A 25176-nucleotide genomic window follows, 5' to 3' on the forward strand; every position below is an offset into this window, starting at 1 on the left:
TCAGGCCCTCGCCCGCACCTGATCCACGCCCCGGTTGGCCAGCTGGTCGGCGCGCTCGTTGCCCGGGTCCCCCGCGTGCCCCTTGACCCACACCCAGCTGATCGTGTGCCGGGCGGTCTCGGCGTCCAGCGCCTGCCACAGCTCCTGGTTCTTCACGGGCTTCTTGTCCCCCGTGCGCCAGCCGTTGCGCTTCCAGCCGGCGATCCACTTGGTCACGCCGTTCATCACGTACATCGAGTCGACGTGCAGGACCACGTCGCACGGCTTGGTCAGCGCCCGCAGCCCCTCGATCACCGCGGTGAGCTCCATGCGGTTGTTCGTGGTCACCGGCTCGCCGCCGAACAGCTCGCGCTCGTGGTCGCCGTAGCGCATCCAGGCGCCCCACCCACCGACGCCCGGGTTGCCCTTGCAGGCCCCGTCGGTCCACATCTCCACCGTCGGCCGCTCGCTCACGGCCCACACCCTAGACGGCCGGGCGCATGGGACCATCGACGCACGATGAGCACCCCCACCCTGGCCGACCGCATCCCCGCCGACCCCACCGATCCCGACGCGCTGTACGAGGCCTTCACCGGCTGGGCCACCGACCAGGGGCTCGAGCTCTACCCGCACCAGGACGAGGCGCTGCTGGAGCTGGTCACCGGGGCGCACGTGATCCTGTCGACGCCGACGGGTTCGGGGAAGTCGCTCGTCGCGGTCGCCGCGCACTTCGTCGCCCTGGCCCAGGGTCGCCGGACGTACTACACCGCCCCGCTCAAGGCGCTGGTCAGCGAGAAGTTCTTCGCGCTCGTCGAGGCGTTCGGCTCGGCCAACGTCGGCATGATGACCGGCGACTCGGCGGTGAACCCGGGTGCACCGATCATCTGCTGCACCGCGGAGATCCTGGCCAACGTGGCGCTGCGCGACGGCGACGGCGCCGACGTCGGCCAGGTGGTCATGGACGAGTTCCACTTCTACGCCGACCCGCAGCGCGGCTGGGCCTGGCAGGTTCCGCTGCTGGAGCTCACCAAGGTCCAGTTCGTGCTCATGTCCGCGACGCTGGGCGACGTCGGCTTCTTCGCCGAGGACATCACGCGCCGCACGCACCAGCCGGTCGCCGTCATCGCCAACGCGGAGCGTCCCGTGCCGCTGACGTTCAGCTACGCGATCGAGCCGCTGCACGAGCTGCTCGACGAGCTGGTGAAGACCCGTCGCGCACCCGTCTACGTCGTCCACTTCACGCAGAAGGAGGCCGTCGAGCGGGCGCAGTCGCTCATGTCGACGCCCCTGGCCAGCCGGGAGCAGCGGGACCGGATCGCCGACGAGATCGCGGGGTTCCGCTTCGGCCCGGGGTTCGGCCGCACCCTCAACCGGCTGCTGCGGCACGGGGTCGGCGTGCACCACGCGGGGATGCTGCCCAAGTACCGCCGGGTGGTCGAGCGCCTCACGCAGCGCGGCCTGCTGCCGGTGGTCTGCGGCACGGACACGCTCGGCGTGGGCATCAACGTCCCCATCCGCACGGTCCTGCTGACCAGCCTGGTCAAGTACGACGGCGTCCGCATGCGGCACCTGTCCGCGCGCGAGTTCCACCAGATCTCCGGGCGGGCAGGGCGGGCCGGCTTCGACACCGTGGGCGAGGTGATCATCCTGGCGCCGGAGCACGTGATCGAGAACCGCAAGCTGCTGGAGAAGGCAGGCGACGACCCCCGCAAGCTCAGGAAGATCGTCCGCAAGAAGGCCCCCGAGGGGCAGGTCAACTGGACGGACAGCACGTTCGAACGCCTCCGCGACGCACCGCCCGAGCCGCTGACCAGCAGCTTCGCGGTGTCGCATGCCATGGTGCTGCACGTGCTCGCCCGCGAGGGCGACCCGGTCGCGGCCATGACCAAGCTCCTCACCGACAACCACGAGCCCGAGGGCGCCCGAGGCCGGCACGTCCGCCAGGCGATCGCGGTGTACCGCTCGCTGCGCACCGCCGGCGTGATCGAACGCCCCTGGGTGGAGGACCCGGCCGCTCCGCACGGTCGTCGTCGCGCGGTCCAGCTGACCGCGGAGCTGGCCCCGAACTTCGCGCTCAACCAGGCGCTGTCCCCCTTCGCCTACGCGGCCCTGGACCTGCTGGACCGCGACGACCCGGCGTACGCGCACGACGTGGTCTCCGTCATCGAGGCCACCCTCGACGACCCGCGCCAGGTGCTCTCCGCGCAGGAGAACCGCGCCCGCGGCGAGGCCGTCGCGCAGATGAAGGCCGACGGCCTCGAGTACGACCAGCGCATGGCCCTGCTCGAGGACATCGGCTACCCCAGGCCGCTCGCCGAGCTGCTCGAGGCCATGTTCGTCACGTACCGGCAGACCAACCCCTGGGTCGCCGACCTCGCCCTGTCCCCCAAGTCCGTGGTGCGCGACATGCACGAGCGCGCGATGGGCTTCGCCGAGTACGTCGCCTACTACCAGCTGGACCGCACCGAGGGCGTGCTGCTGCGCTACCTCGCCGACGCCTACCGCGCGCTGCGCCAGACGGTGCCCGAGGAGGCCCGCACCGAGGAGCTGTGGGAGATCATCGAGTGGCTCGGTGATCTCGTCCGGCGCACGGACTCCAGCCTCCTCGACGAGTGGGAGCGCCTGAGCAACCCGCTCGACGAGCGCGGCGCCGACGCCCCCGGCGGCATCGACGAGGACGTGCCCGAGCCGATCACGGCCAACCCCCGGGTGTTCCGGGCGCTGGTCCGCGGCGCACTGTTCCGCCGCGTCGAGCTGGCCGCGCGGGAGTTCTACGGCGGGCTCGCGCAGCTGGGCGACGTCGACCCGGACGACGTGCCGTGGGACGCCGACCGCTGGCGGACCGCGCTGGACCCGTACTACGACGACCACGACGAGATCCTCACCGGTGCGCCCGCCCGCGGCCCGGGGCTGTTCCAGGTCACCCCCGGCCGGGGCACCTGGCAGGTGCGCCAGCTGCTCGACGACCCGGAGGGCGACCACGACTGGCGCATCGACGCGGTCGTGGACCTGGCCGGCTCCGACGAGACCAGCGAGGTGCAGCTGCGGATCGTCGCCGTCGGACCTCTGGGCGACCTCAGCGCCTGAGGCCTAGCGTGTCCGTCATGGCCACGTGGGACGACGTGCGGGACGCCGTGGCAGCGCTGCCCGAGACCTCCGAGGGCCCGGGGCGCAGCTGGCGCGTCGGGACGAAGCCGCTCGTCTGGGACCGGCCGCTGCGCGCCGTCGACCACGAGGCGCTCGGCCCGTCGGCACCCGCAGGACCGATCCTCGGCGCCCGCGTCCCCGACCTGGAGGCCAAGGAGGAGCTGCTGGTCCGCGCCCCCGACGTCTACTTCGTGACCCCGCACTTCGACGGCTACCCGGCGGTGCTCGCACGGCTCGACGTCATGGACACCGACGAGCTGCAGGACCTCGTCGTCGAGGCGTGGCTGACGCAGGCGCCCAAGCGCGTGGCCAAGGCGTGGCTGGAGAGCCATCCGGACGGTCCCGACTGAGACCGCCGCCCCGGGTTACCGTTCGCGCATGAGCACCCAGCCCACCGAGCCCCCGGCACGCACCACGAGGTCGCCGCGGTTCGTGTTCCTCATCTGCCTGGTCGCCGCGCTGGTGTCCGCCATCTGGGTGCTCGGGATCCTCACGATCGTCGCGGCGGTGGTGCTCGTGGTCACCGCGATGGTGCTGCAGGCACGCGGCAAGAACCCCGCGCTCTGGTTCGCGGCGAGCACGGGCGTCGCGGCCGGCACCCTGGTCTACCTGCTGATCGTGCTCATCACCGGCCAGTAGTCACTGGCCGTAGGCCGCCATGATCCGGTCGGCCGGGACGATCTGCTTGCCCAGCGGGAACAGCGAGATCGGCACCATCTTCCAGTTGGCCAGCGCCAGCGGGATGCCCACGATCGTGATCGCCTCGGCGATGCCCGTGACGATGTGCATGAGCGCCAGCCACCAGCCGGCGACGATCACCCAGATGACGTTCCCGATCACGGACCACGCGCCGGCGGTCGGCTTGTCGACGACGGTGCGCCCGAACGGCCACAGCGCGTAGCTGGCCATCCGGAACGACGCGATGCCGAAGGGGATCGTGACGATGAGGATGCAGCAGATGATCCCGGCGAGCACGTAGCCCAGCGCCAGCCAGAAGCCCGCGAGCACGAGCCAGATGATGTTGAGCAGGGTCTTCACGCGCCCAGCCTGCACCCTGCGCGGTCGCGGACGATATCCGGGATGACCCTGATCCGCCCCTATCGTGGCTGCGTGGCGAAGAAGGAACATGCCTCGACCGGTACGCCGGCTCTCGTGGCACTGACGGCGGCGGACGTCCCGCACACGGCGCACGCGTACGCGCATGATCCTGCGAGCACCCTCGGGTACGGGCTGGAGGCGGCCGCCGCCCTGGGCGTCCCTCCGGAGCAGGTGTTCAAGACGCTGATGACGGTGGTGGACGGCACGCTCACGGTCGCGGTGGTCCCCGTCACCGGGCAGCTGGACCTCAAGGCGCTCGCGCACGCCGTCGGGGGCAAGAAGGCGACGATGGCGCCGAAGCCCGACGCGGAGCGTGCCACGGGGTACGTCGTCGGCGGGATCTCGCCGTTGGGGCAGCGCACCGCGCACCCGACCGTGATCGACGAGACGGCGTGGCTGTTCGACACGGTCCTGGTCTCCGGCGGTCGCCGCGGGCTCGACGTGGAGCTGGCGCCAGAGGACCTCGTCCGGCTCACGTCGGCCACCGTGGCCGACATCGCCCGGTCCGACGCGTGATCGCCGAGCGCCTGGCACGGGTCCGCGAGCGCGTCGCCGTGGCGGCCCGGGCGGCGGACCGCGACCCCGCCGAGGTCCGCCTCCTCCTGGCGACCAAGACGCAGCCGGTCGAGCTCGTGCTCGACGCGCTGGCCGCGGACGCCCGGGCGCGCGCCGACGACCCCACGCTGAGTGCCGTGCTGATCGGCGAGAACCGGGTGCAGGAGCTCGTCGCCAAGGGCCCGTCGCTCGCCGGACTGACCGCACTCCACCTGATCGGGCCCCTGCAGTCCAACAAGGTGAACGCCGCGCTGCGCTGGGCGTCGTGCATCGAGTCGCTGGAGTCGCTGGACCTGGCAGAGCGGCTCTCCGCGCGCGCCTCGGGCCCGCTGGACGTCTACGTGCAGGTCAACGTGTCGGGCGAGGACACCAAGCACGGCGTCGTGCCCGACGAGGCGGTCGCGCTCGCCGGGGCCGTCGCTGCCCTGCCGAACCTGCGCGTGGCGGGGCTCATGACGGTCGGTGCGCGGTCGGAGGACCCCACGGTGGTGCGCTCCGGGTACGCGCTGCTGCGCGACCTGCGCGACGAGATCGTGGCGTCGGGGACTCAGACCGCCACGGAGCTGTCGATGGGCATGAGCGGGGACCTCGAGCTGGCGATCGCCGAGGGAGCCACCCTGGTGCGCGTCGGCAGCGCGGTCTTCGGTGCCCGCGCCACATGACCACCGCGCAGGAGCACCACCTCGGCGGTGCGGGCAGACGCGCCCGGCACCCGGCGGCGGACGGCCGACAGCTCGCGCGCGTGCAGCACGCCCAGTCGGCGCAGCTGGCGGTCCAGGTCCGTGTCCATGGATCTCCCCTTCGTCGTCCAGCAGGAGCGCGCGCCGGGGCTCCTGATACACGCCCGCACGCGAGGATGGGCGCATGAGCGACGAGCGACGGTTCCCCCGGTGGGTCTACGGCACCGGCACCGACCCCGACGCGCGGTTCTCGCTGGCCAACGAGCGCACGTTCCTGGCCTGGATCCGCACCTCGCTGGCCCTGCTGGCGGGCGGTGTGGCGCTGGAGGCCCTCGACCTGCCCGTGCAGCCCGACCTCCGCTTCGCCGCCGCGATCGTGCTCGTCGCGATCGGCGTCCTCGCTCCCGTGCTCGCCTGGATCGGCTGGGCCCGCGCCGAGCGCGCCGTCCGGACCAGCTCCGCGCTGCCCGCACCGTCCGCGTTCGGCCTGCTGGTGGTCGGCGTGTGCGTCGCGGGTGGTCTCGTGCTCGTCGGGCTGCTGGTCGCATGAGCACGCCGGGCGCCGCCCCGACCCTCGCTGCCGAGCGCACGCACCTGGCCTGGCGGCGCACCGCGATCGGCCTCACCGGTGGCGGCGTCGCTGCCGCGCACCTGCTCCAGGAGTACCTCGGCGCCGCCGCGTGGAGCCTGGCGGCCACGGCCCTGGTCGTCGCCCTCGCCCTCACGGCCGTCTCGCACCGTCGTCACGTCGCCGACGGCGCACTCCCGCCGGGCGGACGGCTGGTGGCCGCCAGCGCGCTCGGGGTCGTGGTCATCGGGATCGCCGCGGTGGCCTTCGTCGTGCTCCGGGGGCGCTGACTCAGGGCACCCGGGCGGTCCAGGAGGGGTCGGTGAACTTGGTCCGCATGAGCTCGGTCGCCCGCTCCAGCTCCTCGGGCCGGAGCGCCCCGTCGACCGTCGGGTAGCGGCTGCGGAAGTACGCGGCGAACGCGGAGATCACTTCTTCGCGCGGCAGCTGCGTCTGCGAGCGCACGGGGTCCACCCGCTTGTTCGCGCTCGTCGTGCCCTTGTCCGACAGCTTCTCGCGGCCGATCCGGAGCACCTCGAGCATCTTGGCGGCGTCGATGTCGTAGGACATCGTCACGTGGTGCAGCACCGCCCCGCCGACCATGCGCTTCTGCGCCGAGCCCGCCAGCTTGCCGGCCGGGGACGCGATGTCGTTGAGCCCGCTGGTGAACGCCTGCACCCCGACGTCCGCGAGCGCGCCGAGCACCCACTGGTTGAGGAACGCGTAGGAGTCCTCGAAGGTCATCCCGTCCACCAACGACGCCGGCACCACCAGCGAGAACGTGATGCAGTTGCCGGCCTCCATGAACATCGCGCCGCCGCCGGAGATCCGGCGCACCACCGTGATCCCGTACCGCTCGGCGGCCTCGAGGTCCACCTCGTTGCGCAGCGACTGGAACGAGCCGATGATCACCGCCGGCTCCACCCACTCCCAGAACCGCAGGGTGGGCCCGCGGCGGCCGGCGCCGAGCTCCTCGGTGAGCACCTGGTCGAGCGCGGCGTGCAGGGCGGGGGGCAGCGGACCGGGGTAGATCAGCTCGAACGTGTGGTCCGCCCAGGCGGTGGAGAACCCGAGCGCGCGCCGGACCGCCACGGCGACCGCGTGGGCGTCGAAGCCGACCATCGTCACCGGTTCGTCCTCGTGGGCCAGGGCCGTGGTCACCGCGTCCGTCAACCGGCTCACGGGCGAGTCCCGCGGCAGCCCCTCCAGCGACGACGACACCACGGCGAGCGCCTCGTCGGGCTCGAGGAAGAAGTCCCCGCTCACGCTGACGCCGCTCAGCAGCCCGTCCACCACGTCGAGGTCGACCGCGACGAGCTTGCCGCCGGGCACCTTGTACTCACCATGCACGGGCCCAGCGTAGGTCGACCGCTCAGCCGAGCGCCCGGACCGCCTCCTGCGCCCGCTCCTGCACCATCGCAGACAGGTCCGCCGGGTCGCCCAGGGTGGCCAGTGCCGCGTCGCGGTCGCCGGTGGTGAGTGCCTCCGCCGTCCACGTCACGATCGTGTTCCCGACGAGCAGGTGACCGCGGTACCCGGGGACGTCCGAGCCCTCCGCCGAGTGCGTCACCTCCTGCACGATCGACGGGAACACGCCCTGCCCCTCGATCGCCGGCTCGGCGGTCCACGTGGCGCCGTCGATGTCGGGGTTCACCTGGCTGTACTCCGGGCACGCGTCCACAGTGGTGACCAGGGCGCGGAACGCCTCGCGGGCCGCCGCGGGGTCGGCCAGCAGGACCACCTCCTGCTGGAACGAGAGGGCGTCGTTGCCCCACAGGAGGGTGTCGTACCACGGGGGCGGCATCGCGACGACGGTGGCCGCGACGAGGCACTCCGGCGGATCGATCGTCGACCCGATCGGCAGACCCCACGACAGCTGGCCCGACGGGATCTGCAGCCGCACCTCGGGGTCGGCCGCGGGGATCTCGGCGAGCAGGTCGTCGGTGGTGACGAACAGGGCGGGAGCCGTCGTCGCGTCGAAGACGGCGTCGGCGCCCGGGACGGTGACCGAGGGCGACGCGGAGCTGGGGGCCGACGACGGCTCCGGGGTGGGGCTGGTGACGGTCGGAGTCACCGACGGCTCGGTCTCCACCGGGGCCCACGGCTGGGCCACGAGCGCCGTCACGAGCCCGACCGCGAGCAGCGCGACGAGCAGCCACCACCAGCCGATCCGCGATCGGCCCGGTGTCGGTCCCGGGTCGAGCGGCGGCACGCTGCCGGACACGACCGCTCCCTCCGCATGTCGGCGGCCGCACTGCAGCGGCCGGTCCCCCGAGGCTAGGCCGCTCCGGTCGAACGCGCAGGGATGAAGTTCAGCGGGGGGTGACTCCGCGGTGACGCAGGCCCCAGATGGCCGAGTCCGTGAGCGCCTCCCACGACGCCTCGAGCAGGTTCGGGCCCACACCGACGGTGCTCCACGACCGCTGGCCGTCGGTCATCTCGATGAGCACCCGCGTGACCGCGTCGGTGCCGTGCATCGAGTCGAGGATGCGCACCTTGAAGTCGATGAGCTCGAACGCCTCGAGCTCCGGGTAGACCGTGACCAGCGCCTGCCGCAGCGCGTGGTCGAGCGCGTTCACCGGCCCGTTGCCCTCGCCCGTGCTGACGATCCGCTCGCCGCCGGCGTGCAGCTTGACGGTCGCCTCGGCGGTGGCCGGCGTGCCCCGCCCGCCGGAGCGCTCGACGATGGTCCGCCACGACTCGACGCGGAAGTACTGGGGTCGCTGGCCGTCGATCTCCTCGAGCAGCAGCAGCTCGAACGACGCGTCGGCCGCCTCGTAGGTGTAGCCGTTGGCCTCGGCGTCCTTGACCCGGTCGGTGACCCGGCCGAGCAGCTCCGGACGTCCCGCGAGGTCGAACCCGAGCTCGCGGCCCTTGAGCTCGATCGAGGCGCGGCCGGCCATGTCCGAGATGAGCATCCTCATGTCGTTGCCCACGTTGGCCGGGTCGGTGTGCTGGTACAGGTCGGGGTCCACGCGGATGGCCGACGCGTGCAGGCCGGCCTTGTGCGCGAACGCGCTGGCGCCCACGTACGGCGACCGCGCGAACGGCGAGATGTTGGTGATCTCGCTGATCGCGTGCGCGATCCGGGTGAGCTCGGTCAGGCCGCCCGGAAGCCCCTCGGAGACCTTGAGCACCGGCAGGCCGTACTTCAGCTGCAGGTTGGCGACGACGGACAGCAGGTCGGCGTTCCCGGTGCGCTCCCCGTACCCGTTGACGGTGCCCTGGACGTGGGTGCACCCGGCCTCGACCGCGGCGAGCGTGTTGGCGATGGCGCACCCCGAGTCGTTGTGCGCGTGGATGCCCAGCACGGCGTCGGGGCCGACCGCGTCGCGGATCTCGTGCACGATGTCGGAGACCCACGCGGGCACCATGCCGCCGTTGGTGTCGCACAGGGCGACCACCTCGGCGCCCGCCTCGAAGCCCGCCAGCACGGCCGCCCGGGAGTACGCCGGGTCGAACCGGTAGCCGTCGAAGAAGTGCTCCGCGTCCACGACCACGCGGCGCCCCTCGCGCACCAGGAACGCGACCGTGTCCGCGATCATCGCGATGTTCTCGTCCCCGGTGGTGCGCAGCGCCCGCTCCGCGTGCCGCAGGTCGTGCTTGGCGACGAGGGCGACGACCGGCGCCTCGGAGTCGACGAGCGCGCGCACCTGCGGGTCGTCCACCGCGCGCGTCCCCGCCTTGCGGGTGCTGCCGAACGCCGCCAGCTCGGCGTTGCGGAAGTCCAGCTCCTTGGCGGCCCGCTTGAAGAACTCGGTGTCCTTGGGCACTGCGCCCGGCCAGCCGCCCTCGATGAAGCCCACCCCGAGCTCGTCGAGCAGCGGCGCGATGGCCAGCTTGTCGGCGACGGAGAGGTTCATCCCCTCCTGCTGCGCGCCGTCGCGCAGGGTCGTGTCGTAGACCTGGAACGGGGTGCTGGCGGGGACGGACACGATGGGCTCTCTTCGGTGCTGGGACGGGCGACGTCGGTGCTGCTGAGAACGATCCGCCGGCGGGGGTGTGCCGGTGCAGTCGACGGTAGTCGGGGCGGGGGTGGTGCTCCGACCAACAAAAAGACCCCCCGGGGTACGGGAGGTCTGCGCGTCAGCTGGTGGGCCGACGCGCTACTCGATAATGAGGGAGGAGCGGGTCACCCGTGCATGGTGGCACACGTCACCATCCGTGGTCACGCGTTCCACGCCTTGGACAGGTGCGCCGCAACGGATGTCCGATCCCCCCGTGTCCGAGCTGTCCGATTCGCTACCGTGGACACGGACCGTCATCGGCGGTACGCAAGGTGGGTCGACCTACCAGGAGGCACCATGTCCATCCCGACTCCCCCTCCGGATCGTCAGTCCGCCTTCCCGCACTCCACGCCGGCCCCGTCGCCCCCCCCGCCCCCAGCCCCTGCACCGGAGCCCACCGCGGTCTTCCCGGCCGCGCTGCAACCCGCCCAGGTCCCGCCCGCAGCCGCACCCAGCCCCGCGCGCCCGGCGCGCCCTGCGGACCCGTCGGTGGACGCCGGGCGGTTCTGGGCCGGGGTCGTCGCGACGGCGCTCGTCGCGGCGCTCGTCGGCCTGGTCGGCGTCGTCATCGTCGACCAGATCCTCTCGATCGAGCTCGCCGTGCAGGACCTCTTCGGCACGAACTCGACCGGAGCCGCCTACGTGGTCGGTGCCGCGGTCCTCGCGGTCCTCGCCGGCGGGCTGCTCCACCTGCTCGTGCTCACCACCCCGAAGCCCAAGGCGTTCTTCGGCTGGATCATGTTCCTCGGCACGCTCACCGCCGCGCTCCTGCCGCTGACCTGGACCGACCAGCTCGAGTCGTCGATCTCCGCGGGCATCGTGAACGCGCTCATCGGCATCGCGATCTGGTCGCTGCTGCTCGGCGTGCTGAGCCGCACGCTGCGCGCCGGGGCGCCGATCGACTGAGGCGGCTCAGTCCACCAGCCGCGCCTGGAGCAGCTTCGCCAGCGGCCACGCCGCCTCGGCGGTCGTGCCGACGACGGTCACCGTGAGCCCCTCGGCGGGGTCGTGCTGGCTCAGGAACGACGCGCCCGCGTCGTAGCCCTCGAGCTGGGGGACGTCACGGGTCGGGTGCACCCAGAACCCGAGCCCGTACCGCCGGTCGTCGTACGGCGCCGTGCTGCGCGGCCGCACCATCTGGGCCACGGTCTCCGGGCGCACGATCGCGCCGGCGAACAGGGCGGTCCAGAACCGGTGCACGTCCGCGCCGGTGGTGTAGATCCCGCCGTCGCCGGTCCCGAGCACGGGCAGGTGGAACACGTTGGTCCGCCACTCACCGTCCATCTCGACGTAGCCGAGGGCCGCCCTGCCGGGCAGCGCGTCCGACCGCAGGAAGTCGGTGTCCTCCAGGCCGGCGGGCGCGCAGACCCGCTGGCGCACGAGGTCGTGGAACGGCACCCCGGACGCGCGCTCCGCCAGCAGGGCGAGCACGACGTAGCCGCCGTTGCAGTAGAAGAACTTCTGCCCCGCGGGGAACGCGGTCGGGAACCCGTCCAGGACCGCCAGGAACTGCTCCGTGGTGGCCAGGTGCTGCACGGGGACCGTCATCGCGTACGCGCTGATCGGGACGTCGTCGTCCTCGTCGAGGTAGTCGCCGATGCCCGAGGTGTGTGCGAGCAGGTGCTCGACGGTGACGTCGTCGGCGATGAGCGGGAGGTCGGTGCCCAGCAGCGAGCGCGCGGTCGTCCCCAGCGAGAGCGTGCCGTCCTCGACCAGGCTCATCACCGCGAGCGCGGTCATCCCCTTCGACCCGCTCGCGATCGCCACCTGCGAGTCGGGCGTCAGGGGGATGCCGTGCCGCCGGTCCGCGAGGCCGTACGCGGCCGAGAGCTCCGTGTTCCCGGCGCGGTCCACCCGCACCACTCCCGCGAAGTCGCTCTCGGCCGCGAGGCGGTCGACGTCCGCTGCCAGTGTCATCAGACGAGGCGGTGCAACCAGCCGTGCCGGTCGGTGGCGCGGCCGTACTGGATGTCGGTGAGCTCTGCGCGGATGCGCGTGGTGACCGGACCGGCCTCGCCGTCGCCGACCGTGAGGTCGAAGTCGTCGCTGGCCATGCGGCCGATCGGGGTCATCACCGCGGCGGTGCCGCACGCGAAGACCTCGCGCACGGAGCCGTCCGCCAGGCCCTCGCGCAGCTCGGTGAGCGGGATCTGGCGCTCGGAGACCTCGTGGCCCGCGTCGGTGAGCAGCCGCAGGATCGACGAGCGCGTGACGCCCTCGAGGATCGAGCCGGAGATCGGGGGTGTCGCCACGCTGCCGTCGGCGTGCACGACGAACACGTTCATGCCGCCGAGCTCCTCGAGCTGGGTGTTGGTCGACGCGTCGAGGAAGCACACCTGCTCGAAGCCCTTGGCGTAGGCCTCCTGCTGCGGGAGCAGGCTCGCGGCGTAGTTGCCGCCGCACTTGGCGTCACCGGTCCCGCCCGCCCCGGCGCGGTGGTACTTCTGGTCCACCCAGATGGCCACCGGCCGCACCCCGCCGGCGAAGTAGGGGCCGACGGGTGACGCGATGACGAGGAACTCCGCCTCGAGCGACGGCCGCACACCGAGGAACGTCTCCGAGGCGTACATGAACGGGCGCAGGTACAGGCTCGTCTCTTCGCCGGACGGCACCCAGACCACGTCGGTGGCCACGAGCGCCTCGATGGCGCCGAGGAAGTCCGCCTCGGACAGCTCGGGCAGCGCGAGGCGTCGGGCCGAGCGCGCGAACCGGGCCGCGTTGTCGCGCGGCCGGAACGTCCACACCGACCCGTCGGCGTGCCGGTACGCCTTCATGCCCTCGAAGATCTCCTGCCCGTAGTGCAGGACGGCCGTGGCCGGGTCCAGCAGCAGGGGGCCGTACTTCTCGACCCGTCGACGGCTCCAGCCGTCCTCGTTCGAGTACGAGATGCGGGCCATGTGGTCCGTGAAGACGGTGCCGAACTTCGGCGACGCCAGCGCTGCCTCGCGCTGCTCGTCGGCGACGGGGGTGTCGGTCCGCGTGACGCTGAAGAGGTCGGCGGACGTGGGGTGGGTCGTGGTGCTCATGTGCGGGGGCCTTTCACCAGAGTCAGGTTTGACGGTACCGGTGAGGACGGCCGGGTGACAGACGGAGGCGTGGTGCCTGCGTACGGACTAGCCGGCGATGCGCGCGGCGAGGTCCTTGCCCACCTCGGCCGTCGACCGTACTCGGTCCGTCGCGCGGTCGGCGATGTCGTCGGCGACCGCCTTCTCGACGCGCGCAGCGGCCTCCGGCAGACCGAGGTGCTCGAGGAGCAGCGCGACCGACAGCACCGTCGCCGTGGGGTCCGCCTTGCCCTGGCCCGCGATGTCGGGGGCCGAGCCGTGCACGGGCTCGAACATGCTCGGAGCCGTGCGGTCCGGGTTGATGTTGGCCGACGCCGCGAGCCCGATGCCGCCGGTGATGGCCGCAGCCAGGTCCGTGAGGATGTCGCCGAACAGGTTGTCGGTGACGATCACGTCGAACCGCGCCGGGTTGGTGACCAGGAAGATGGTCGCCGCGTCCACGTGCAGGTAGTCGACCGTCACGTCGGGGAACTCGGCGTTCACGGCCTCGACCGTGCGGCGCCACAGGTGGCCGGCGTGCACGAGCACGTTGTGCTTGTGCACCAGCGTGAGCTTCTTGCGCGGACGGGCCGCGGCACGGGAGAACGCGTCGCGGACCACGCGCTCGACGCCGAACGCGGTGTTCACGCTCACCTCGTTGGCCACCTCGTGCGGGGTGCCCACGCGGATGGCGCCGCCGTTGCCGACGTACGGGCCCTCGGTGCCCTCGCGGACCACCACGAAGTCGATCTCGCCCGGGTGGGCCAGCGGCGAGGCCACGCCCGGGTACAGGCGGCTCGGGCGCAGGTTGACGTAGTGGTCCAGCGCGAAGCGCAGCTTGAGCAGCAGCCCGCGCTCGAGCACGCCCGACGGCACGCTCGGGTCACCGATGGCGCCCAGCAGGATCGCGTCGTGCGCACGGATCGCCTCGAGGTCCGCGTCCGTGAGGGTCTCGCCGGTCGCGTGGTAGCGGCGGGCGCCCAGGTCGAAGTCCGTCGTCGAGACGGTGACCCCGCTGCCGTGCAGCGCCGTGTCCAGCGCGAGCAGACCCTGCTCGACGACCTCCGTGCCGATGCCGTCACCAGCGACGACGGCGAGGCGGATGTCCCGGGCAGCAGCGGTGTCGACCATGGATCGAGCGTAGACCCCGTCCCACCGCTCGGGACGAGTGTCTCATCTGACGGAACGCGCCGCTCAGTCGACCGCGGGCGTCGGACCGGTCGTCGGGTAGATCAGCTCGAACCGCTCCAGCATCACGTCCAGCGACGGCGAGAAGGCCTCGCCGAGCACCCGCCGCCACGACTCCTCGTGGTGCACGCGCCACTGCTCCAGCGATCCGTCGTCCTCGGCCTCCGCCGCGGCGTGCTCGGCCCCGACCTGGTCGAACGGGACGACCTCGACCTCCGTCGTGCGCAGCAGCGCCCGCGGGGTGCCCTCGCCGTCGACGACGATCGACAGGTCACCGACGCGCGGGAGCTCCAGGCCGACCTGCTCCAGCTCGGCGACCGCGAGCGCGGTGGCCGTCTTGCGTCCGTCGAGCACGCGGGCCAGCAGGTCCTCGGCCTCGGCGTCGTCGCCGTACGACCACGACGGCGGCGGCACGACGTCCTCGGGCGTCCCGCCGACGATGGCGTCCAGCTTGCCGAACCCGACGTGCCCCCGGGCCGCCTGCCAGAACGCCGCGATCCGCTCGTCCTCGACAGCGCCCTCGACACCCTCGGGCGGCTCCACCTGCTGGTCGGTCATCGTCTTCCCTCCGTCGGTCGTCCGCCCATCCTTGCGTACCCGCAGGTGACCGGCACGACCACGCAGAACGGCACCCCGGCCGGAGCCGGGGTGCCGCTCCATGGAGCAGGGATCAGCGCGCTGCGGAACCCTCGACGTAGTCGGACTCCGCCGGCTTGACCCAGGCGAAGAGCTTGCGCAGCTCGCGGCCCACGGGCTCGATCGGGTGGTTCTGGCCCTTCTCGCGCAGCTCCTTGAACTCCGGCGCCCCGGCGTCCTGGTCGTTGATGAACCGCTCGGCGAAGGCGCCGTTCTGGATGTCGGCCAGCACGGCCTTCATGTTCTCCTTCACGTCCGGCGTGATGACGCGCGGACCGGAGACGTAGTCGCCGTACTCGGCCGTGTCGGAGACCGACCAGCGCTGCTTGGTGATGCCGCCCTCGAAGATCAGGTCGACGATCAGCTTGAGCTCGTGCAGGACCTCGAAGTACGCGACCTCGGGCTGGTAGCCGGCCTCGGTCAGGGTCTCGAAGCCGTACTGGATGAGCTGCGACACGCCACCGCACAGGACGGCCTGCTCACCGAACAGGTCGGTCTCGGTCTCCTCGGTGAAGCTCGTCTTGATGCCGGCGGCGCGCAGGCCACCGATCGCCTTGGCGTAGGAGAGCGCGAGGTCCCAGGCGGAGCCGGACGCGTCCTGCTCGACCGCGACGATGACCGGCACGCCGCGCCCGTCGACGTACTCGCGACGGACCAGGTGACCCGGGCCCTTGGGGGCGACCATGAGCACGTCGTGCTGCGCGGCCGGCTTGATGTAGCCGAAGCGGATGTTGAAGCCGTGGCCGAAGACGAGCGCGGCGCCGTCCTTGAGGTTGGGCTCGATCTCGTCGCGGTACACGATCCGCTGCACCTGGTCGGGCGCCAGGATGACGACGACGTCGGCCTCGCGGACCGCGTCGGCCACCGAGGCGACCGTGAGGCCCTGGTTCTCGGCCTTGGCACGGGACGCCGAGCCCTCGCGCAGGCCGACGGTCACGTCGACGCCGGAGTCGCGCAGGTTGAGGCTGTGCGCGTGCCCCTGGCTGCCGTAGCCGATGACGGCGACCTTCTTGGACTGGATGATCGACAGGTCGGCGTCGTCGTCGTAGAACAGCTCGGCCACGATGGGTCTCCTCAGGTTGGTGCAGGTGGGTTCTGCGATGAAACGGATGGTCAGGCGGAGCGGTTGACGCGCTCCAGGGCGCGGTCGGTGATCGAGCGCGACCCGCGGCCGATGGCCACGGTGCCGGACTGCACGATCTCCCGGATGCCGAACGGCTCCAGGGCGGCGAGCAGGGCGTCGAGCTTGCCCGGTCCGCCCGTCGCCTCGATGACGACGGTGTCCGGGACGACGTCGACGACGTGCGCCCGGAACAGGTGGACGACCTCGAGGACCCCGGTGCGCTGCGTGGCGTCGGCCTTGACCTTCACCAGCAGCAGCTCGCGCTGGACGGACGCGGAGTCCTCCAGCTCGACGATCTTGATGACGTTGATCAGCTTGTTCAGCTGCTTGGTCACCTGCTCGAGCGGCAGGGCGTCGACGTCGACGACGACCGTGATGCGCGAGATCTCGTCGTGCTCGGTGGGACCGACCGCGAGGGAGTGGATGTTGAACGACCGTCGCGCGAACAGGCCGGCGACGCGCGTGAGCACGCCGGGCTTGTTCTCCACGAGGACCGACAGGGTGTGACGGGACATGGCTCAGTCCTCCCGGTCCCACGCCGGGGAGATGCCCCGCGCGTACTGGATGTCGTCGTTGGAGACGCCGGCGGCGACCATCGGCCACACCATCGCGTCGCGCGACACGGTGAAGTCGATGACGACCGGCTGGTCGTTGATCTCGAGGGCCCGCTTGATGGTCGCGTCGACCTCACCGACGGTCTCGCAGCGCAGCCCCGCGCAACCGTAGGCGTCGGCCATCTTCACGAAGTCGGGGATCCGCACGGTGCCGTGACCCGTGTTCAGGTCGGTGTTGGAGTAGCGGGACTCGTAGAACAGGGTCTGCCACTGCCGCACCATGCCGAGCGACGAGTTGTTGATGATCGCGACCTTGATCGGGATCTCGTTGATCGTGCAGGTGGCCAGCTCCTGGTTGGTCATCTGGAAGCAGCCGTCGCCGTCGATCGCCCACACGGTCCGCGACGGGTCGCCGACCTTGGCGCCCATCGCCGCCGGCACCGCGTAGCCCATGGTGCCCAGGCCCCCGGAGTTCAGCCACGAGTTGGGCCGCTGGTACTTGATGAACTGCGCGGCCCACATCTGGTGCTGGCCGACGCCCGCGGCGAAGATCGACTCCGGCCCGGACAGCTCACCGATCCGCTGGATGACGTACTGCGGGGCCAGGTGGCCGTCGGCGGGCTCGTCGAACCCGAGCGGGAACGTCGAGCGCCAGTCGTCCAGCTGACGCCACCACTCCTCGAGGTCCGGCTTGCCGTGCTGCGTGTGCTCGCGGGCGAGCTCGGGCAGCAGGTCCGCCATGACCTCCTTGAGGTCACCGACGATCGGCACGTCGACCGTGCGGTTCTTGCCGATCTCGGCCGGGTCGATGTCCGCGTGCACGATCGTCGCGTTCGGCGCGAAGCTGGACAGCAGGCCCGTCACGCGGTCGTCGAACCGGGCACCCATGGCGACGACGAGGTCGGCCTTCTGCAGGGCGGCCACGGCGGCGACCGTGCCGTGCATGCCGGGCATGCCGAGGTTCTGCGGGTGCGAGTCGGGCAGCGCGCCGCGGGCCATGAGCGTGGTCACGACCGGCGCACCGGCCGCCTCGGTCAGCGCGCGCAGCTCGGCGGACGCCCGGGCGCGGATCACGCCGCCGCCCACGTAGAACACCGGCCGCCGGGACGTGGCGATGAGCCGGGCGGCCTCGCGGATCTGCTTGGCGTGCGGCTTGGTGACCGGGTGGTAGCCGGGCAGGTTGAGGTCCTGCGGCCACGAGAACGTGGTGCGCGACTGCATGGCCGACTTGGCGATGTCCACGAGCACCGGGCCGGGACGACCGGTCGACGCGATGTGGAACGCCTCGGCGATCACCCGCGGGATGTCGTCCGGGTCGGTCACCAGGTAGTTGTGCTTGGTCACCGGCAGCGTGATGCCGACGATGTCGGCCTCCTGGAACGCGTCCGTGCCGATGAGCGACGCGCCCACCTGCCCGGTGATCGCGACCAGCGGCACGGAGTCCATGTGCGCGTCCGCGATCGGGGTCACGAGGTTCGTCGCGCCCGGGCCGGACGTCGCCATGCACACGCCCACGCGGCCGGTCGCGGCGGCGTAGCCGGCAGCCGCGTGGCCGCCGCCCTGCTCGTGCCGGACCAGGATGTGGCGGACCTTGGTGGAGTCCATCAGCGGGTCGTAGGTGGGGAGGATCGCGCCGCCGGGGATGCCGAAGACGACCTCGACGCCGGCCTCCTCGAGCGAGCGGACGATCGACTGCGCGCCGGTGACCTGCTCGACCGTCGTCGGGACCGGGACGCGGGACGCGGCGGAGGTGCCGGGCGCGGATGTTCGCGGCGGTGCCGGGTGAGGGCCCTGGACCATCGATGTCTCCCTGGGTGGTGCTGCGTGGGTACTGCCTGAGCACGAAAAAGCCCCTCGAGCCGCGTACGGGCTGGACGAGGGGCGAGCGCGCTGACGAGGCCTGTGCGGGAGGCCTCTAGCCGGCGCGCTCAGGAAGTACTACGAGAAGGATCGTCTGCACGCTGTGGACACTACGCCCACGTTTCCGATGTGTCACGTCGCCTCCCGCCCATCTCACATCGTGGTTCACGGGATCAAGGGGCGGACGGTTCGGGGTCCATGTCGAACGCGGGGAGCCCGTCGATGCTGGTCCGGTTCTTCAGGCGTCGGTACGCGGCCTGGCCGTCGGCGCCCTTGCGCTCCATGTACGGCGGCAGCAGGTCCCGCTCCCCCTCCAGCGCCATCCGCGGGACGCCGTAGCCGCAGGAGTCGGAGACGCGGTCCACCTCGACGACGATCACCGCCCGGGCGCCGCGGGTCTCCGGGAACAGGGCGGCCAGCTCGTCGAAGCCGTCGTCGTAGAGCGTGACGAAGCGGCCGCGGCCGTACAGCCGGACGATGTTGGGCGGGCCCTCGAACGCGCAGAACATGAGCGTGATGCGGCCGTCGTCCCGCAGGTGCGCGATCGTCTCGGCGCCGCTGGCGGTCAGGTCGAGGTACGCCACCGTGTGCTCGTCGAGCACCACGAACGACCCGGCGATCCCCTTGGGTGACAGGTTCACGTGCCCGTCCGGGCCGCTCGGGGCGGTCGCGACGAAGAACATCGGCTGCGCCTCGACGAACGCCCGCAGCCGGCCGTCGATGCTCTCGTGCACCTTGCCCACGCCCGCTCCTACCTCTCGACGACCTCCGTGCGAGCGTAGCCAGCGGCCTGCATCGCGGGGTCGACGATCCGCAGGGCGGGCAGCCCGCGGCGGCGCACCATGAGCTCGGCGACCACGAGGTTCGGCAGCCACGCGAGGAAGGGCACCGCCGCGTAGGCGTTGGCGAACGCCGCCTCGACGCCCGCCCCGCCGTCCACGAACGGGATCTGGATCCCCAGCAGCAGGCCCGTCCAGGCCCGCAGCGTGACCGCCGCGAACGTGCACGCGAAGTTCCGGATCATCCAGGCCTGGTGCGCCCGGACGTCGCCGGAGCGGATCGCCCGGTAGCCGCGCCAGCCGGTCCAGAGCCACAGGACGCCGAGCGTGCCGAACCCGAAGAACCCCACGAAGCCCACGCTGTTGAACGGCGCCATCACCAGCGAGGCCACCCCGCCCACACCGACCGCCGTCAGGTACGTGCGGCCCGTCCACCGGTGCACGCGCGGGAGCCGCCGGCGCAGGCCCGCCCAGAACTGCCACGGGCCCAGCAGGAGCGCCAGCCCTCCGCCGACGACGTGGACGTAGAACGCGGCACGCACGGCCGCGGGCTGGTCGACGTAGGCGGACGCGAGCCCGAACCCCTCGTCCGTGAGCGCCCGCAGGGAGGAGGTCAGGTACGGCGTCACGGAGTACGCGGCGATCGCGAGCGAGGTCAGGAGCACCGCCGTCCACCCGGCCCAGCGGCGGCGCGTCCGGACGGGCAGCGGGTGGGGCGGGGCCGTCGCGATCGTCATGATCGGGACGCTAACGAGCGCGGAACGCCCCGGTCTGTCCCGCCAGCCCCCGGGTCGGCACGGTGGCAGACCCGACGGTCAGGACCGGTGGACCCGCGCCTCCCACGGTCGCAGGTCCGGGCCGGAGGGGTCCGGGTAGTTGCCGAGCACCAGCTCGCCGAGGTCGAGCCCGATCTCCTGGACCTCACCCGAGAAGTTGCCCAGGACCGTGAGCGTCACGTCGCCGAGCCGGCGGGTGAACGCGTACACGTGCTCGTGGTCCGGCAGGAGCATCGTGAAGTCGCCGAGCGCCACCACGGGGTCGTCGTGCCGCAGCGCGATGAGCGCCCGGTAGTAGTGGAAGACCGAGTCGGGGTCGGCGCGCTCCGCCTCGGCGTTCACCGTCGGGTAGTTCTCGTTGACGGAGATCCACGGGGTGCCCGTCGTGAAGCCCGCGTGCGGGGAGGCGTCCCACTGCATGGGCGTGCGGGCGTTGTCGCGGCCCATCGCGGCGATGCCGGCCAGCAGGTCCTCGTCGGACCCGGTGCCCACCGTCGTCGCCACCGCCACGTGGTTGAGCGTCTCGATGTCCCGGTACTGGTCGAACCGCGTGAAGTGCGCGTTCGTCATCCCGAGCTCCTCGCCCTGGTAGACGTACGGCGTGCCGCGGTGCAGGTGCAGCACGGTCGCGAGCATCGTGGCCGACTCGCGCCGGTACCGACCGTCGTCGCCGAACCGCGACACGATCCGCGGCTGGTCGTGGTTGTCCCAGTAGAGGCTGTTCCAGCCGACGTCGGCCAGCGCGGCCTGCCAGCGCCCGAACGACGCCTTGAGGTCACGCAGCCGCAGCGGACGGACGTCGAACTTGCCGCCCGGCCCGTGGTCGAGGCCGACGTGCTCGAACTGGAACACCATGTCGACCTCCGCCCGCGCCGGGTCGGTGAAGTCGCGCGCCTGCTCGACGGTGACGCCGGGCATCTCCCCCACCGTCAGCAGCCGCTCGGGGCGACCGGCGAACACGGCCTTGTGCATCTCCGCCAGGAACTCGTGGATGCGCGGACCGCAGACGTAGGACCCCGAGCCGTCGGCGAGCAGGCCGTCGGTGACCACGCCGTCCGGCAGGGCGGTGTCCTTGGAGATCAGGTTGATGACGTCCATGCGGAAGCCGTCGACCCCCCGGTCGAGCCACCAGCGCATCATCGAGTACACCGCCTCGCGGACCTGCGGGTTCTCCCAGTTGAGGTCCGGCTGCTTGCGGCTGAACAGGTGCAGGAAGTACTCGTCGGACCGCTCGTCGAGCTCCCAGGTGGACCCCTGGAAGAACGAGCGCCAGTTGGTCGGCTCTGCTCCTGGTGCACCCGCCGCCATCCCCGCGCGGGGTGGGCGCCACCAGTACCAGTCGCGCTTCGGACTGGCCGGGTCGCGGGACTCGACGAACCACGGGTGCTCGTCGGACGTGTGGTTGACGACGAGGTCCATGACCAGCTTCATGCCTCGCTCGTGCAGGGCCGCCACCAGCTCGTCGAGGTCCTCGAGCGTGCCGAACACCGGGTCGACCGCCTGGTAGTCGCTGATGTCGTACCCGTTGTCGTCCTGCGGCGAGGCGTAGATGGGCGACAGCCACACGACGTCCACCCCGAGCTCCGCGAGGTGGTCCAGCCGCCCGAGGATGCCCCGCAGGTCACCGATGCCGTCGCCGTCGGAGTCCGCGAACGAGCGCGGGTACACCTGGTACACCACGGCCCGGGTCCACCACGGGGCGTCCTGCGTCGTCCACGTCATGCGAGGGCTCCTCTCGTCGCCGCCGAGGCGGGCACCAGGTCCTGCACCTCCTGGTCCAGGTCGATGCGGTCGACGGCGTCCTGGATCGCGATCGTCGCCGCACCGCGGGCCCAGGCGGAGAAGCCCGACTCGTCGACGAACAGCTGGACGGGCTCGGCGCGCGGGTCCCGGTCGGCCGCGATCGCCGCCCGCACCCGCTCCTCGGCGAGGGAGAAGAGCGCGATGCCCTCGCCGGCGAGCACCGCCGCTGGCTGCAGGGTCAGGTTGACGGCCATCGCGACAAGGCGTCCGAGGGCGGCGGCGGCCTCGTCGACGACGGTGGCCGCCGCCGGGTCGCCCAGCGCCGCCAGGCGCAGCACCTCGTCGTAGTCGACCGGGCGCTGCAGCGCCGCCGAGACCTGCGAGGCGATCGATCCGGAGGTGAGCATGGCTTCGGCGCACCCCCGGTGGCCCGCGTGGCAGACGGGTCCGGTGGTGCCGAGCGGGATGTGCCCGCCTAGCCCGACGCCCGCCTCGCGCGAGTGCACGGCCTGCCCGTTCACCACGAGCGCGTAACCGATGCCGGCGCCGATGGTGATGACGACGAACCCGGGGATGCCCCGGCCCATCCCGAACCAGCGTTCGGCCTCAGCGAGGGCGACCAGGTCGTTCTCGATCGACGCGGGGACCCCGAGCTCGGCCTCGACCAGCGCCGCGAAGGGCACGTCCGTCCAGTCGAGGAACGGCGCGAACTCGACGCGGCCGTCCCGGACGGCACCGCCGAGCGACACACCGACGCCCGCGAGGCGGTCGACGCCCAGGCCCCGCACGGCTCGGGCGATCTCGGCGGCCACGCCCTCCGGGTCGCGGCGCTCGAGGCGGTGCTCCTCGTACGCGAGGAGCCCGGCGCGCACGTCCGTCGCGACGACGTGGAGGGACTCGCCCGTGATCTTGACGCCCGCGAAGTGGGCGAGGCCCGGCCGCACGTCAAGGGGGCGGACAGGGCGACCGACGGAGCCGTCGGTCCGGTCGTCGAGCTCGATCAGCAGCCCGCGGTCGAGGAACGGCTTGGCCAGGCGCGTCAGGCTCGGCGGTGACAGACCGAGCCGGCTGGTCAGCTCGCTGCGCGAGATCGGCCCGTGGATGAGCACTGCGCGCGCGAGCGCGCGCTCGCTCTCGCTCAGCACCCGCTCGACCCGTTCATTGGTTCCATCATGACATGAAGGAACGGTCGCACGGGGGTGAATCGGCGATTCGCACGGCTTGTGGTCCTTGTTTATTCCGTGTTAGAACTATCTCATGCTCTTCCACGACGAGGTGATCACCGCCGACGGGCCGCACTCCACCCCGGAGGGACGCGTGCTCCACCTCCACCGCGGCGGCACCAGCGTCGTGATCGACCTCGATGCGGCCCCGAACCCGGCGATCGTGCACTGGGGCGAGGAGCTGACCGACTCCACCGAGCAGACGCTGCGCAGCCTGGCCGTCGCGGCGCGTCCGCAGCGGGTCTCGGGCGGGCTGGACGAGACCGCCCGCGCGACGCTCGTCGCCTCACCGGCCGGCGGCTGGCTCGGCACCCCCGGGCTCGAGGGACACCGCGACGGGGCGTCGTTCAGCGTCCGCCTGGAGCTGGTCGGCGTCGAGGTCGACGAGCACCGAGCACTGCTGTCGCTCGTCGACCGGGAGGCGAGGCTCGCTGCGCAGCTGGAGCTCAGCGTCGGCACCGCCGGCCTGCTCCACCAGCGGATCACCCTGCGCAACTCCGGCGACTCCCCCTACACGCTCCAGCACCTGCACCTCGCGTTCCCCGTGCCGTGGGACGCCACCGAGATCCTCGACACCACCGGCCGCCACCTGCGCGAACGATCCCCGCAGCGGCACCCCTTCGGCTTCGGGACCTACCTGCGGGAGAGCCGCCGCGGCCGGCCCGGCGCGGACGCCACCCTCGTGCTGGCCGCCGGTAGGCCAGGGTTCGGGTTCGAGCGCGGCCGCGTCCACGCGGTCCATGTCGCGTGGAGCGGCAACCACCGGCTCGTCGCGGAGCGGACCGTGTCGGGCGAGGCGATCCTCGCGGGCGGCGAGCTGTTCGCCCCCGGGGAGGTCGTCCTCGCGCCGGGCGCGACCCTGACGTCGCCGGAGGTCATCGGGTCCTGGGGTGACGGGCTCAGCGAGCTCGCCCACCGGTTCCACGACGAGTGGCGCCGTCGGCCGGCGCATCCTCGCCGAGACCGGCCCGTCACCCTCAACACCTGGGAGGCGGTGTACTTCGACCACTCCCTCGACCGGCTCACCGCGCTGGCCGACGCCGCCGCGTCCGTCGGCGTCGAGCGGTTCGTGCTCGACGACGGCTGGTTCACCGGCCGTCGCGACGACACCGCCGGCCTGGGCGACTGGTACGTCGACCCGACGGTCTGGCCGGACGGGCTCCACCCGCTCGTGGACCACGTCGTCGCCCGGGGCATGGAGTTCGGCCTCTGGGTGGAGCCCGAGATGGTCAACCCCGACAGCGACCTCGCTCGTCGGCACCCCGACTGGATCCTGCGCGCACGGACGACCCTTCCACCGTCGGCCCGTCAGCAGCAGGTGCTCGACCTCGCGCACGACGAGGCGTACGCCTTCATCGCCGGCCGGCTGCACGCCCTGCTGGACGAGTACCCCATCGCGTACCTGAAGTGGGACCACAACCGCGACCTGCTGGACGCCGGCAGCGGTCCGGGGGGCGTGGCCCGCGTCCGCGAGCACACCCTGGCGCTCTACCGGCTCCTCGACGAGCTCAAGGCGGCCCATCCCGGGCTCGAGATCGAGAGCTGCGCCTCCGGTGGTGCGCGGGTCGACCTCGGCATCCTGGCGCGGACGGACCGGATCTGGACCAGCGACAACCTCGACCCGCTCGAGCGCCTGGTGAACCAGCGGTACACGGCGCTGGTGGTGCCGCCCGAGATGATGGGCATGCACCTGACCAGCCCCGTCGTGCACTCCACCGGCCGGACCGTGGACCTCGACCTCAGCGCCGCGGTCGCGCTGTTCGGCCACGTCGGGATCGAGTGGGACCTCACGACGACGGACGAGACCACCCGCCGTCGCATCGCGGCGTGGGTGGAGTACGCCAAGCGCATCCGCCCGCTCGTCGCGACCGGTCGCACAGTCGACGTCGACGGCACCGAGCCGGGCATCGACGTCCGCGGCGTCGTCGCGCAGGACGGCTCGTCCGCCGTGTTCACCCTCACCCAGACCGACACCACCGCGTCCTACCCGCCGGGCAGGGTCCGGATCCCCGGGCTCGACCCCGGGCGGCGGTACCGGATCAGCGTCGTCGGCGGCCCCACCGGGACCGCCGGTCAGTCCGAGCTCGCCTGGCAGACGCACGACACCACCCTGACGGGCCGCGAGCTCGACGCCGTCAGCCTCCGGCCGCCGGTCCAGTACCCCCAGCGATCCACCGTCATCGAGCTCGTAGCCCAGACCTGAGCACGTCCACACG

At 72.1% G+C, this 25176-nt stretch carries 25 protein-coding genes; 9 read left to right on the forward strand and 16 right to left on the reverse strand.

Translation table 11 applies throughout. The features are described from left to right. Entirely contained in the window at positions 1-489 is a 489-nt protein-coding gene (gene rnhA, locus ASD18_RS20120) for a ribonuclease HI (protein ID WP_056096808.1), read from the reverse strand. A 9-nt stretch (positions 490-498) separates the two neighbouring features. Between rnhA and ASD18_RS20125 the strand changes: the two genes are divergently transcribed. From ASD18_RS20125 to ASD18_RS20135, 3 genes are read left to right on the forward strand one after another with little or no spacing between them, the layout of a single operon-like run. Further along, positions 499-3066 (forward strand): RNA helicase, encoded by a 2568-nt coding sequence (locus tag ASD18_RS20125; RefSeq protein ID WP_056096811.1) that lies wholly within the window; start codon positions 499-501, stop codon positions 3064-3066. Positions 3067-3083: 17 nt separating this feature from the next. Continuing rightward, entirely contained in the window at positions 3084-3476 is a 393-nt protein-coding gene (locus tag ASD18_RS20130; protein ID WP_056096814.1) for an MmcQ/YjbR family DNA-binding protein, read from the forward strand. 28 nt (positions 3477-3504) lie between these two features. Further along, complete coding sequence (locus tag ASD18_RS20135; protein ID WP_056096817.1) at positions 3505-3765, forward strand: hypothetical protein; 261 nt, start codon at positions 3505-3507, stop codon at positions 3763-3765. Here the strand turns inward: ASD18_RS20135 and ASD18_RS20140 are convergent, their stop codons facing one another. Continuing rightward, a complete protein-coding gene (locus ASD18_RS20140; protein ID WP_056096820.1) occupies positions 3766-4164 on the reverse strand; it encodes a YccF domain-containing protein in 399 nt (132 codons plus the stop codon). Between the two features lie 72 nt (positions 4165-4236). Between ASD18_RS20140 and ybaK the strand changes: the two genes are divergently transcribed. The 4 genes from ybaK to ASD18_RS20160 all read left to right on the forward strand — a co-directional run bounded on the left by ybaK (position 4237) and on the right by ASD18_RS20160 (position 6317). Continuing rightward, a complete protein-coding gene (ybaK, locus tag ASD18_RS20145; RefSeq protein ID WP_082574351.1) occupies positions 4237-4740 on the forward strand; it encodes a Cys-tRNA(Pro) deacylase in 504 nt (167 codons plus the stop codon). Continuing rightward, positions 4737-5441 carry a YggS family pyridoxal phosphate-dependent enzyme gene (locus ASD18_RS20150; protein WP_056096826.1) on the forward strand — a complete coding sequence of 235 codons (705 nt, stop codon included), beginning with the start codon at positions 4737-4739 and terminating at the stop codon, positions 5439-5441. Before ybaK ends, ASD18_RS20150 begins: the two co-directional genes overlap by 4 nt. Positions 5442-5643: 202 nt before the next feature. Further along, positions 5644-6009, forward strand: a complete 366-nt coding sequence (locus ASD18_RS20155) for a YidH family protein (RefSeq protein ID WP_056096829.1) — start codon at positions 5644-5646, stop codon at positions 6007-6009. Then, on the forward strand, positions 6006-6317 hold the full coding sequence (locus ASD18_RS20160) for a DUF202 domain-containing protein (protein ID WP_056096832.1): 312 nt from the start codon (positions 6006-6008) through the stop codon (positions 6315-6317). Before ASD18_RS20155 ends, ASD18_RS20160 begins: the two co-directional genes overlap by 4 nt. A 1-nt stretch (position 6318) precedes the next feature. On the opposite strand, the gene ASD18_RS20165 is transcribed toward ASD18_RS20160, so the two are convergent. The 3 genes from ASD18_RS20165 to cimA form a co-directional block, all read right to left on the reverse strand. Beyond that, positions 6319-7377: a biotin/lipoate A/B protein ligase family protein gene (locus ASD18_RS20165; RefSeq protein ID WP_056096835.1), complete on the reverse strand. Its 1059-nt coding sequence runs from the start codon at positions 7375-7377 to the stop codon at positions 6319-6321. Positions 7378-7399: 22 nt separating this feature from the next. Beyond that, positions 7400-8251, reverse strand: coding sequence for a sensor domain-containing protein (locus ASD18_RS20170; protein WP_056096838.1), 852 nt, complete (start codon positions 8249-8251; stop codon positions 7400-7402). Between the two features lie 88 nt (positions 8252-8339). Beyond that, positions 8340-9965, reverse strand: a complete 1626-nt coding sequence (cimA, locus tag ASD18_RS20175) for a citramalate synthase (protein WP_369817332.1) — start codon at positions 9963-9965, stop codon at positions 8340-8342. Between the two features lie 366 nt (positions 9966-10331). On the opposite strand from cimA, the gene ASD18_RS20180 reads away from it, so the two are divergent. Then, entirely contained in the window at positions 10332-10940 is a 609-nt protein-coding gene (locus tag ASD18_RS20180) for a hypothetical protein (protein ID WP_235522491.1), read from the forward strand. Positions 10941-10946: 6 nt separating this feature from the next. Here ASD18_RS20180 and ASD18_RS20185 read toward each other — a convergent pair whose 3' ends face one another. The 11 genes from ASD18_RS20185 to ASD18_RS20235 all read right to left on the reverse strand — a co-directional run bounded on the left by ASD18_RS20185 (position 10947) and on the right by ASD18_RS20235 (position 22882). Beyond that, the gene (locus tag ASD18_RS20185; protein WP_056096844.1) at positions 10947-11951 is read right to left on the reverse strand and encodes a serine hydrolase; all 1005 of its coding nucleotides are present in this window, start codon (positions 11949-11951) and stop codon (positions 10947-10949) included. Then, complete coding sequence (locus tag ASD18_RS20190; protein ID WP_056096847.1) at positions 11951-13060, reverse strand: branched-chain amino acid aminotransferase; 1110 nt, start codon at positions 13058-13060, stop codon at positions 11951-11953. The genes ASD18_RS20185 and ASD18_RS20190 overlap by 1 nt, the downstream gene beginning before the upstream one ends. Before the next feature lie 87 nt (positions 13061-13147). After that, positions 13148-14209 carry a 3-isopropylmalate dehydrogenase gene (locus ASD18_RS20195; RefSeq protein ID WP_056096850.1) on the reverse strand — a complete coding sequence of 354 codons (1062 nt, stop codon included), beginning with the start codon at positions 14207-14209 and terminating at the stop codon, positions 13148-13150. Positions 14210-14272: 63 nt separating this feature from the next. Further along, the gene (locus tag ASD18_RS20200; RefSeq protein WP_056096853.1) at positions 14273-14824 is read right to left on the reverse strand and encodes an ASCH domain-containing protein; all 552 of its coding nucleotides are present in this window, start codon (positions 14822-14824) and stop codon (positions 14273-14275) included. A 112-nt stretch (positions 14825-14936) separates the two neighbouring features. Continuing rightward, a complete protein-coding gene (ilvC, locus tag ASD18_RS20205) occupies positions 14937-15965 on the reverse strand; it encodes a ketol-acid reductoisomerase (protein ID WP_056096857.1) in 1029 nt (342 codons plus the stop codon). A 50-nt stretch (positions 15966-16015) separates the two neighbouring features. Further along, the gene (gene ilvN / locus ASD18_RS20210) at positions 16016-16540 is read right to left on the reverse strand and encodes an acetolactate synthase small subunit (RefSeq protein ID WP_056096860.1); all 525 of its coding nucleotides are present in this window, start codon (positions 16538-16540) and stop codon (positions 16016-16018) included. Between the two features lie 3 nt (positions 16541-16543). Beyond that, the gene (locus tag ASD18_RS20215) at positions 16544-18379 is read right to left on the reverse strand and encodes an acetolactate synthase large subunit (RefSeq protein WP_056096863.1); all 1836 of its coding nucleotides are present in this window, start codon (positions 18377-18379) and stop codon (positions 16544-16546) included. 233 nt (positions 18380-18612) lie between these two features. Continuing rightward, positions 18613-19182, reverse strand: coding sequence for a pyridoxamine 5'-phosphate oxidase family protein (locus ASD18_RS20220; RefSeq protein WP_056096866.1), 570 nt, complete (start codon positions 19180-19182; stop codon positions 18613-18615). Positions 19183-19190: 8 nt separating this feature from the next. Beyond that, entirely contained in the window at positions 19191-19955 is a 765-nt protein-coding gene (locus ASD18_RS20225; protein ID WP_056096869.1) for a DUF2306 domain-containing protein, read from the reverse strand. Positions 19956-20033: 78 nt separating this feature from the next. Beyond that, complete coding sequence (locus tag ASD18_RS20230) at positions 20034-21716, reverse strand: alpha-glucosidase (RefSeq protein ID WP_056096872.1); 1683 nt, start codon at positions 21714-21716, stop codon at positions 20034-20036. Next, positions 21713-22882, reverse strand: a complete 1170-nt coding sequence (locus ASD18_RS20235; RefSeq protein ID WP_056096876.1) for an ROK family transcriptional regulator — start codon at positions 22880-22882, stop codon at positions 21713-21715. Before ASD18_RS20235 ends, ASD18_RS20230 begins: the two co-directional genes overlap by 4 nt. Before the next feature lie 112 nt (positions 22883-22994). Here ASD18_RS20235 and ASD18_RS20240 point away from each other — a divergent pair, with 112 nt between their 5' ends. Next, a complete protein-coding gene (locus ASD18_RS20240) occupies positions 22995-25163 on the forward strand; it encodes an alpha-galactosidase (protein WP_056096879.1) in 2169 nt (722 codons plus the stop codon). Positions 25164-25176 lie beyond the last annotated feature (13 nt).

Source organism: Cellulomonas sp. Root137 (genome assembly GCF_001426725.1).
Classification (GTDB): domain Bacteria; phylum Actinomycetota; class Actinomycetes; order Actinomycetales; family Cellulomonadaceae; genus Cellulomonas.

Excerpts from the sequence above, each read along its gene's own strand:
- rnhA (WP_056096808.1), bottom strand. The coding sequence starts at position 489 with ATGGTCCCATGCGCCCGGCCGTCTAGGGTGTGGGCCGTGAGCGAGCGG.
- ASD18_RS20125 (WP_056096811.1), top strand. The coding sequence starts at position 499 with ATGAGCACCCCCACCCTGGCCGACCGCATCCCCGCCGACCCCACCGAT.
- ASD18_RS20130 (WP_056096814.1), top strand. The coding sequence starts at position 3,084 with ATGGCCACGTGGGACGACGTGCGGGACGCCGTGGCAGCGCTGCCCGAG.
- ASD18_RS20135 (WP_056096817.1), top strand. The coding sequence starts at position 3,505 with ATGAGCACCCAGCCCACCGAGCCCCCGGCACGCACCACGAGGTCGCCG.
- ASD18_RS20155 (WP_056096829.1), top strand. The coding sequence starts at position 5,644 with ATGAGCGACGAGCGACGGTTCCCCCGGTGGGTCTACGGCACCGGCACC.
- ASD18_RS20160 (WP_056096832.1), top strand. The coding sequence starts at position 6,006 with ATGAGCACGCCGGGCGCCGCCCCGACCCTCGCTGCCGAGCGCACGCAC.
- ASD18_RS20180 (WP_235522491.1), top strand. The coding sequence starts at position 10,332 with ATGTCCATCCCGACTCCCCCTCCGGATCGTCAGTCCGCCTTCCCGCAC.
- ASD18_RS20185 (WP_056096844.1), bottom strand. The coding sequence starts at position 11,951 with ATGACACTGGCAGCGGACGTCGACCGCCTCGCGGCCGAGAGCGACTTC.
- ASD18_RS20190 (WP_056096847.1), bottom strand. The coding sequence starts at position 13,060 with ATGAGCACCACGACCCACCCCACGTCCGCCGACCTCTTCAGCGTCACG.
- ASD18_RS20195 (WP_056096850.1), bottom strand. The coding sequence starts at position 14,209 with ATGGTCGACACCGCTGCTGCCCGGGACATCCGCCTCGCCGTCGTCGCT.
- ASD18_RS20200 (WP_056096853.1), bottom strand. The coding sequence starts at position 14,824 with ATGACCGACCAGCAGGTGGAGCCGCCCGAGGGTGTCGAGGGCGCTGTC.
- ilvN (WP_056096860.1), bottom strand. The coding sequence starts at position 16,540 with ATGTCCCGTCACACCCTGTCGGTCCTCGTGGAGAACAAGCCCGGCGTG.
- ASD18_RS20215 (WP_056096863.1), bottom strand. The coding sequence starts at position 18,379 with ATGGTCCAGGGCCCTCACCCGGCACCGCCGCGAACATCCGCGCCCGGC.
- ASD18_RS20225 (WP_056096869.1), bottom strand. The coding sequence starts at position 19,955 with ATGACGATCGCGACGGCCCCGCCCCACCCGCTGCCCGTCCGGACGCGC.
- ASD18_RS20230 (WP_056096872.1), bottom strand. The coding sequence starts at position 21,716 with ATGACGTGGACGACGCAGGACGCCCCGTGGTGGACCCGGGCCGTGGTG.
- ASD18_RS20240 (WP_056096879.1), top strand. The coding sequence starts at position 22,995 with ATGCTCTTCCACGACGAGGTGATCACCGCCGACGGGCCGCACTCCACC.